The 8,989-nt window shown below is 62.2% G+C and carries 9 protein-coding genes; 7 read left to right on the top strand and 2 right to left on the bottom strand.

Annotation, left to right across the window (positions count from 1 at the left end; genetic code table 11):
- Positions 1-1,004 precede the first annotated feature (1,004 nt).
- Genes CKO27_RS22680 through CKO27_RS22670 form a run of 3 tightly spaced genes read left to right on the top strand, consistent with a single transcriptional unit; the run spans position 1,005 to position 3,341 of the window.
- Entirely contained in the window at positions 1,005-2,384 is a 1,380-nt protein-coding gene (locus CKO27_RS22680) for a V-type ATP synthase subunit B (RefSeq protein WP_200377190.1), read from the top strand.
- Between the two features lie 52 nt (positions 2,385-2,436).
- Entirely contained in the window at positions 2,437-2,730 is a 294-nt protein-coding gene (locus CKO27_RS22675; RefSeq protein ID WP_200377189.1) for a YkgJ family cysteine cluster protein, read from the top strand.
- Entirely contained in the window at positions 2,715-3,341 is a 627-nt protein-coding gene (locus CKO27_RS22670; protein WP_200377188.1) for a V-type ATP synthase subunit D, read from the top strand. The genes CKO27_RS22675 and CKO27_RS22670 overlap by 16 nt, the downstream gene beginning before the upstream one ends.
- Here CKO27_RS22670 and CKO27_RS22665 read toward each other — a convergent pair.
- Entirely contained in the window at positions 3,338-4,039 is a 702-nt protein-coding gene (locus CKO27_RS22665) for a type 1 glutamine amidotransferase (protein ID WP_200377187.1), read from the bottom strand. The genes CKO27_RS22670 and CKO27_RS22665 overlap by 4 nt on opposite strands.
- A 13-nt stretch (positions 4,040-4,052) precedes the next feature.
- Entirely contained in the window at positions 4,053-4,619 is a 567-nt protein-coding gene (locus tag CKO27_RS22660) for an NUDIX domain-containing protein (RefSeq protein WP_200377186.1), read from the bottom strand.
- Between the two features lie 108 nt (positions 4,620-4,727).
- On the opposite strand from CKO27_RS22660, the gene putP reads away from it, so the two are divergent.
- The 4 genes from putP (at position 4,728) to CKO27_RS25415 (ending at position 8,792) form a co-directional block, all read left to right on the top strand.
- Positions 4,728-6,230, top strand: a complete 1,503-nt coding sequence (putP, locus tag CKO27_RS22655; protein ID WP_200377185.1) for a sodium/proline symporter PutP — start codon at positions 4,728-4,730, stop codon at positions 6,228-6,230.
- Positions 6,231-6,419: 189 nt separating this feature from the next.
- The gene (gene phoB / locus CKO27_RS22650) at positions 6,420-7,106 is read left to right on the top strand and encodes a phosphate regulon transcriptional regulator PhoB (protein ID WP_200377184.1); all 687 of its coding nucleotides are present in this window, start codon (positions 6,420-6,422) and stop codon (positions 7,104-7,106) included.
- A 38-nt stretch (positions 7,107-7,144) separates the two neighbouring features.
- A complete protein-coding gene (phoR, locus tag CKO27_RS22645; protein WP_200377183.1) occupies positions 7,145-8,467 on the top strand; it encodes a phosphate regulon sensor histidine kinase PhoR in 1,323 nt (440 codons plus the stop codon).
- 55 nt (positions 8,468-8,522) lie between these two features.
- Entirely contained in the window at positions 8,523-8,792 is a 270-nt protein-coding gene (locus CKO27_RS25415) for an IS1/IS1595 family N-terminal zinc-binding domain-containing protein (RefSeq protein WP_420825860.1), read from the top strand.
- The last annotated feature ends 197 nt before the right edge of the window (positions 8,793-8,989 follow it).

Below are 8,989 nucleotides of genomic sequence, written 5' to 3'. Positions count from 1 at the left end.
CAGTCCAGGTGAGTGGCGAGCAGGGTTCGGAGCCGTTTGACGGTACGGATTTCAGACATCAGGACATTGGGGGCAGAATCTCATGGCGATGTCATTATAATCAATATCTTAATGTGAAATGCACTGTACTGAGGCGATAACTATAAGAATCCAGATAAACGGAGAGGTTACCAACCATGTTTTTCAACACAGCATCGGTTTCGCTACCAATAGCGTTAGCCATGAGCTGCTATTTCCAAAGAAAATTTTGCCCTGTAAATAATATTTGCAAATCATAAGGTTATACCAAGCTAGCAAAGTAGAATTAGGCGGTCAGATTTATCTTTGAAGCCTTTTGCGGCTTGAGGCCAACGCGACGCATGATGGAGACGGTCACCATGCGATCCTTGACCCTCCTGAGAAAACATGACATGGGTGGCCTAGCTAGGCGCGCGGCGGCTTTTGCGTGACATCCAACGCCGTGATGGACGAAATGAGTCGGGCGTATCTGGGACATCATTTGAGCCAAAGACAGACGTTAACTTCCGAACCAAGGCACCCTGAACGGGTCTTTCGACCCGTATCCGGACTTTCAGTCCGTAACCTCAACCCACCAGCTTTAGCTGGTGGTTGTTGAGTCATCGAGTATAAATGAATGTCCGGTTTTCGGGGTCCACTTTAAGTTTCTGATTCGAAGGATCGCCTAAGAGTAATGTTGCCCGGAAATCACCCGACAGAATTTCTCAGGACAGGATTCCTATGGGGTGACTCGCGTTTATCCTGTAAAATCGCGCACGACCGTACGCCACCTTCCTCCACCCTCGGTTAGCCGTCCCACCTGATTCCTCGACGACTGGATCAACCAACGAGCAGGCGCGATCGCCGGGCTTCGCACTTTACGCGGGCTTGGTCTTGGGGTCTGGGGCACAATGAGCGGTCGGCGGGTTCCTCGCCACATTGAAGTCCATGACATTCTCGCGATCAGGATCCGTCATGATCTCGGGGTCAAACCGGTTGAGTAGATAATGAGCATCAAAGAATATCGCACGGCGATCGAGGCCCGGGGTGGCTTGCTGGTGGTCAACAAGACCTCCGGGGTCGCCTTTGGGGATCGGGTCCGCATCGAGGATCACGCGGGCCAGATCCGCAACGGCCAGGTCATCCGCTCGGCGGATGACGAGGTGCTGATCCTGGTCTTCGAGGGCACGGATGACCTGGACCTGGAGAATACCTGGGTGCGCTTCCTGGACGAGCCGGTGGAGATCGCGCTCTCCTCGGAGATCCTGGGGCGTGAGTTCAACGGGCTCGGCGAGCCGCGCGACGGGCGTCCGCCGGTCCTGTCCGGGATCCGCCGGCCGGTCAGCGGCTCGGCCATCAACCCGGCCGCGCGCACCTATCCGCGCGAGTTCATCCAGACCGGCATCTCGACCATCGATGGGCTGAACAGTCTGGTGCGCGGGCAGAAGCTGCCGATCTTCTCCGGCTCCGGTCTGCCGCATAACCGGCTCGCCGCCCAGATCGTGCGCCAGGCCAAGCTGGTCGATCAGAGTTCCAGCTTCTCGATCGTCTTCGCCGCCATGGGCGTCTCCTACGCCGACGCCAAGTTCTTCCGCGACGAGTTCGCCAACTCCGGCGTGCTGCGCAACGTGGTGATGTTCATCAATCTGGCGGACGATCCGCCGGTCGAGCGGCTCACCCTGCCCCGCACCGCCCTGACCGCCGCCGAGTATCTCGCCTACGATCTGGACCGCCATGTGCTGGTGGTGCTGACCGACATGACCAACTACGCCGAGGCGTTGCGCGAGGTCGCGACCGCCAAGGGCGACGTGCCGGCGCGTAAGGGCTATCCGGGCTATCTCTATTCCGACCTCGCCGAGATCTATGAGCGCTGTGGCCGTATCCATCAGCGTCACGGCTCCATCACCATGATGCCGGTGGTCTCCATGCCCTCGGACGACATCACCCACCCGATCCCGGATCTCACCGGCTATATCACCGAGGGTCAGATCGTGCTCTCGCGCGAGCTGCACAACCAGGGCATCTACCCGCCGGTGCATATCTCGCCGAGTCTGTCCCGTTTGATGAAGGACGGCATCGGCAAGGACGACACCCGCGAGGACCATCCGCGCGTCGCCGCTCAGATCTATGCCCTTTATGCCCGCGCCCAGGAGACCCGCAACCTGGCCTCCATCATCGGGGCCGACGAGCTGTCCGAGCGCGACCGGCTCTATCTGACCTTCGCCGACGCCTTCGACCAGCGCTTCGTGGGTCAGGGCGAGTCCGAGGACCGTTCCATCGAGGTCACGCTCAATCTGGCCTGGGAGCTGATGAGTGCCTTCCCGCGCGACATGCTGACGCGCATGAAGGAAACGGATCTGGCGAAGTACTATCGTGAAAGCGACTGAGACGACGGGTCGAATCGAAGCCGGGGCAAGCATGCCGAAAAACGCTCAAAACATGATGAATCCCCCCGAACCACACCCCAAGGTCACCTGCGCGACCTGCGCGGCGGCCTGTTGTCGCCTTGAGGTACTCTGCCTGACCGATACCGGCGTGCCAGAGCACTTCACGACACGCGATCCCTGGGGCGGCGTCAGCATGGCGCGACTGGAGGATGGCTGGTGCGCGGCGCTCGACCGCGACACCCTGCGCTGCCGCATCTATGACCAACGTCCCCTGCTCTGCCGGGATTACGAGGTGGGCGGATCCGATTGTCTGGTCGAACGGGAGGACGCATGGCGCAACAACTGATCAAGGTTCCACCGACCAAAAACACCCTGCTGCGATTGAAGAAGCAGGTGAAATTCCTGGAGGAAGGTCACGACCTGCTGGAACGCAAGCGCGAGTTGCTCACCCGGCTCGTCTATGAACGCATCGGCGAATACCGCCGCTTGCGGGTCGAATCCGAACGGGCGCTCGCGCTGGCCTATCGGTCCCTGAGCATCACCCATCTGCGCATGGGCGTTCGCGGCATCCGCCAGTCGGCGCTCGGCGCGGAGCCGGCGCTCCGGGTCGAGATCCTGCCCCGCCGCGCGCTGGGCGTCGAATATCCGGCCGTGATCAGTGAACGTGTCCCACTGAAACCCGTCGGGCTCCTGGGAACGGACGTCAGCTTCGACACCACCCGCGACAATCTGGCCGACGCCTCGGTGCTGCTCGCCCAACTCTCCGAGGTCGAAACCGCGCTGCACCGTCTGCTGGAGGAACAACGCAAGGCTCAGAAGCGTGTCAATGCGCTGAAATACAACATTATTCCGCTCTATCGACGCACCATCCACTTCATCCAGTCCTCGCTGGAGGAAGAAGAGCGCAATACGCTCTTCCAGGTAAAGTTGCTGCGGCAGCGGGCCGAGGTGGGCTAGGCTGGCGACTCGGCCAGCCGATCCAGCATTCCGAACAGCGCCCCGTGGATTCGGGCGTAATCCGCCTCGGTCGCGGCCAGCAGGCGTTCGGCGCTCTGCACGGCGTTGGCGGGCTGGATCTCGTCGGCACAGTTGGCGACGATATCCCTGACACTATCGGACGTCGCCTCCAGATGGCACTGGAGACCCAGCACGCGGCCGTCGTAGAGAAACGCCTGCTGCTCGCAGACGGCGCTGCGCGCGAGCTGGATGGCCCCCGGCGGCGGCTCGAAGGTGTCGCCGTGCCAATGGAAAACCTCGAGACTCGGCGGTAGAAAGTCCGTGAGCGGCGAGACGCGACCCGCCTCGGTGAGTTCGATGGGGAACCAGCCGATTTCCTTCTCGGGGTTGCGATAGACCCGCGCGCCCAACGCCTCGGCGATGAGTTGCGCCCCGAGGCAGACGCCAATGACTCGCTTGCCGGCGGCGATGCTGGCCGCGATACAGCGCTTTTCGGCGGCCATCCAGGGATGATCGGCCTCGTCGTGGACGCCCATCGGCCCGCCCATCACGACCAGCCAATCGAATCGCTCCGGCTCGGGCAACGCCGTCCGCTCATACAGCGGCGTGATCGCGATGGCATGACCCCGTCGTTCCGCCCAATCCGCGATCGCGGCCGGACCTTCGAAAGGGACATGTTGGAAACAGTGAATACGCATGGATGCCCCGCCCTCAACAGCCCGGATCTTCCGACAGAAGCTCGGCCCTGGTCTTGAGCAAGGCCCCGGCGCGATAGAGTCCGATCAGGGTCTTGCCGTCGGTGATGGTGCCGTCGTTGCACCAGTCGAGCGCCTGGTTCAGGGGCATCCAGTGGATCTCGATCACCTCTCCGTGCTCATGCTCATGCGGCAGGCTGGTCAGGCCGCGCGCGAGCCACAGATAAATGATCTCGTTGAAGATGCCGGGCGAGCTGTGCATGAGACCGAGATCGGTCCAATCCTCCGCCTCCAGGCCCGCCTCCTCGGCCAGTTCGCGCTTGGCGGTCGAGAAATGGGTCTCGCCCGGATCGATGCGGCCGGCCGGCAGTTCCCAGAGCCAGCCGCCACTGGCGTGACGGTACTGGCGTAGCAGGCAGACCCGCTCCTGTTCATCCAGCGCCACGGCGGCGGCCCCGCCCGGATGACGCACCATTTCGAGATCCACCAGGCTGCCGTCCGGCAATTCCACCGTCTCGACGGCGACGTCGATGACCTTTCCCTGGTAGATCGGCTCGCGTTTCAGGATGTCGCCTTCACTCATCGCAGTCTCCTCATGTTCACTGGTCGGGCTGGCCCCGCTTTCGCGGTAAACTAGCCCCCTTGCTCCGATTCGACAAGCCAGATCGATCCCGCCGCCAGGAGTCTCGGTTTGATCCAGCATCCCGTCGTCATTGCCCTAACCTTCGCCGTCTATTTCGCTTCCGTGCTGGCGATCGGATGGCATGCCTATCGACGCACTCGCGATCTCTCGGATTTCATCCTGGGCGGACGCCGGCTCACAAGCGGCGTCGCGGCCCTGAGCGCCAGCGCCTCGGATATGAGCGGCTGGCTGCTGCTCGGCCTGCCTGGACTCGCCTATGCCGTTGGCCTGGAATCCCTGTGGCTCTCGGGCGGCCTCCTGCTGGGGACCTGGCTCAACTGGCGGCTGGTCGCGACCCGGCTGCGCATCCTGAGCGCAGCCTATGGTAACGCCTTGACGTTGCCCGAATATTTCTCCAACCGCTTCGACGATCGGTCGGGAGTGCTGCGCGCCTTGGCGGCGCTCGTCATCCTGCTGTTCTTCCTCATCTATACCGCCTCCGGGCTGGTCGCCGGGGGCAAGCTGTTCGAGTCCGTCTTCGGGCTCCCCTACCTCTGGGCGGTGGTTCTGGCGGTGCTCTCCATCATCCTCTACACGGCGTTTGGCGGTTTTCTCGCCGTGTCCTGGACGGACGTTCTGCAAGGGTTGCTGATGGCCCTGGCTTTGATCCTGGTTCCCCTGATCGCGCTTGGTCAGATCGGCGGAATCGACGTGGCGGTCGCCCGGATCCATGACCTGAACCCCGAGTGGCTCGACCCACTGACCAACAGCGAAGGCGCCTCGCTCGGTCTGATCGGCATCCTCTCCCTGGCGGCCTGGGGCCTGGGCTACTTCGGTCAGCCGCACATCCTGGCGCGCTTCCAAGCGATCGAGTCACATCGCCGGGTCGGCGCGGCCCGCCGGATCGCCGTCGCCTGGGTAGCCGTCACCCTGATCGGCGCGACCCTGACCGGCATGACCGGCGCCTTGCTGATCGAGACGCCCTTGCCGGGCGAGGCCCGCGAGACGATCTTCATCCTGCTGGTGAATCTGCTGTTCCATCCGCTGGTCGCCGGCATCCTGCTCGCCGCCATCCTGGCCGCCATCATGAGCACCGCCGATTCGCAACTGCTGGTCTGCTCCTCGGCCTTCACGGAGGATCTGTACCGTAGCTTCCTGCGTCGCTCGGCCACTCAGGCGGAACTGGTCATGGTCGGCCGGGGCGCCGTGGTTCTGGTCTCGCTGATCGCCCTCGGCATCGCGCTCGACCCCGAGACCCTGGTGCTGGATCTGGTCGCCCATGCCTGGGCCGGCTTCGGCGCGGCCTTCGGCCCCGCCCTCGTGCTCTCGCTCTATTGGCCGCGCATGACGGGGCTCGGCGCGCTCGCGGGGATCCTCACCGGTGGATTGACGGTTGTAATCTGGAAACAGCTCGACGGCGGTCTGTTCGACCTCTACGAGATCCTGCCGGGTATCATCCTCTCCACGGTTGCCATCCTCGTGGTCAGCTCCATTTACCAGGCCAACCACGCCGATCGCCTGGCCGAACGTTTCCATCAGGCGCGGATGGCCGACCCGGACGGGAATTCCTGATCGCCGCGATCCAGTCGGATCGAGTCGGTCAGGGCGTTCGTCATCGGACCGTAATCAGTCGTCAATAAAATGTCTGGCTATCGGTCATTGATCAGGGTGGCGGACAGCCATCGCGCGGCGCGCGGATCAAGCCGCGGTCCATCCGACACGCCCCGATCGTGGCGCTCACATCCCAAAGGGTTAATGGCTATGACAACCATACTTGTCGTCGACGACGAGCCGGATATTCGCGAGGTCATGCGGTTCGCGCTGGAAAACTCCGAGTTCCGGGTCATGGAGGCCGGTCACGCGGACGATGCCCGCAAGCTGCTGAGCAACGAGAGCCCGGATCTGATCCTGCTCGACTGGATGCTACCCGGACGTTCCGGCCTGGAGCTAGCCCAGCAGCTCAAGCAGAACCCCAAGACCAAGGGGGTTCCCATCATCATGGTCAGCGCGCGCGGCGAGGAGGAAGACCGCGTCAAGGGACTCGACACGGGCGCGGACGACTACATCGCCAAGCCTTTCTCGCCGCGCGAGATGGTGGCCCGTGTCAAGGCCGTGCTGCGTCGCACCAAACCGGACGAGGCCGCCGACGAGATCGAGATCGGCGGGCTGAGGATGGACAACCTGAGTCATCGCGTCAGCGCCGAGGGACGCGCGATCGAGGTCGCCCCGACCGAATACCGTCTCCTGCATTTCTTCATGACCCACGCCGACCGCGCCTTCAGCCGTTCGCAACTGCTCGATCAGGTCTGGGGCGATCAGGTCTATGTGGAAGAGCGAACCGTGGATGTCCACGTCCGACGTCTGCGCAAGGCGCTGGAGACCAGCGGGCACGATCGGCTGCTGCAAACGGTTCGCGGCGTCGGTTACCGTTTCTCGGACAAGATTTGATCCACTCGGGCGATCAGGCGTCCGCGCGGGGCGATTCGATGGGCCGCGCCCTGCTCTTCGAGTCGAGTCTCCTGCTGGGGTCGATCGCGCTCGGCCTCCTGGCCATGAGGCTGGGCGCCAGTCCCGCCTGGGTCTGGCCTCTGGCCCTCCTCCCCTACCTGCTGCGCCAGCTCTATCTGCTGATCCGGCTGGCCCTCATGATCCGGCGTCAGCACCGGCTGGCCCCGCCGTTTCCGCGTGGTCTGTGGGGCGACGTCTATCGCCGCATCGCCCGCTATCAGCAGCGCGGACGCAAGAGTCGCAAGCGGCAGATTCGCTTCACCCGGCGCTTCCGCGAGGCGGCCAACGCGGTGCCCGATGCCCTGGTCATTCTCGACAAGCAGCACCGCATCGACTGGGCCAATCCGGCGGCGGCCAGACTGATACACGTTCACTGGCCGCAGGACGACGGACGTCCCTTCAGCGACGTCCTGCCCCATCCGGATCTGGAGTCCTTCATCGACGCGGGCGAATACATGCGCCCAATGGACATCGCCCCGGAACACAACCGCGCCATCATGCTCTCGCTGCGCATCACGCCCTTTGGCGACCGCAAGAAACAGCGCCTGGTGGTCGGACGCGACATCACCAAGATCTACCATCTCAACATGATCCGGCGCGATTTCGTCGCCAACGCCTCCCATGAGCTGCGCACGCCACTGACCGTGATCGCAGGATTTCTCGAAACCCTGGTGGATGCGCCCGATACCCCGGCCAATCATCGGCGTCCGCTCAGCCTGATGCGCCATCAGACCGAGCGCATGTGCTCCATCATCGAGGATCTCCTGACGCTGTCCCGTCTGGAGATGCACGACAGCCCGGAGGAACAGGAGTCGGTCGACGTCCCGGACGAAATCCATCTGATCCTGCAAGAGGCGCAAGCCTTGAGTCAGGCCCGGCATCGGTTCGAGACCCAGGTCGACGAGGATCTGCTGTTGCTCGGCAATCAACCCGAGTTACGGAGCGCCTTCTCCAATCTCGTCTTCAACGCCGTCAAGCACACACCCGAAGGCACGCGGATCCGGATTGGCTGGCGACAGGACGAGGATGGCCCCGGCTTCACGGTCGAGGACGACGGCCCCGGTATCGCCCCGGAACATCTGCCGAGACTGACCGAACGCTTCTATCGAGTCGATCGCGCACGATCACGCGAATCGGGAGGAACCGGGCTTGGTCTCGCCATCGTGAAACACGTCCTGAATCGGCATGAGGCACGACTCGAGGTCGCTAGCGAGGTCGGACGCGGCGCTCTCTTCGCCTGCCGATTTCCGCCGCGCCGTGCGCTGGAGAGACAAGAGGCAGAGTTTTCGGTGATGGAATGAGCGGTAATTTCCTGGGTAATCCTCTGCTTTATATGATACAGCATTGAGGCGAATAATGATTGACTGCCCGTCCTGCGAGTCAACGATGATTGTCAAGAATGGAATTAACGCCACCGGAAAGAAAAATTATCGAGGCAAGAAATGTGGTCGACAATTCGTTCTTGATCCACTGATATCACCAGTCTCTGACGAAACGAAAGCCATCATTGACCGACTTCTACTTGAACGGATTTCTCTTGCTGGCATGGCGCGTGTCGTTCATGTTTCCGAGTCCTGGCTCCAAGACTATGTTAGAGGCTGTATAGGAACTCATCGCTATAGATGATCTAATTAACAGTTAACAGAAATCAATTAACTTATAATTCATACCTGAATCCGTGATCTGAATGACGCGGCAACGTCCTCTTGGCAAATAGCGATGCCGGAATTCATTTCAGCGACGCGAATAGCGCCCGGGCGGGGACGAATCGGTCCACGGAAGGGCGGTTGGGCGAGAAGCTGCGGGCGACAGACAAAAGGATA

This window comes from Thiocystis violacea, assembly GCF_016583575.1.
Classification (GTDB): Bacteria; Pseudomonadota; Gammaproteobacteria; order Chromatiales; family Chromatiaceae; genus Thiocystis; species Thiocystis violacea.
Note: the sequence above shows the minus strand (reverse complement) of the source record. Positions and strands in the feature narration are given on the sequence as shown.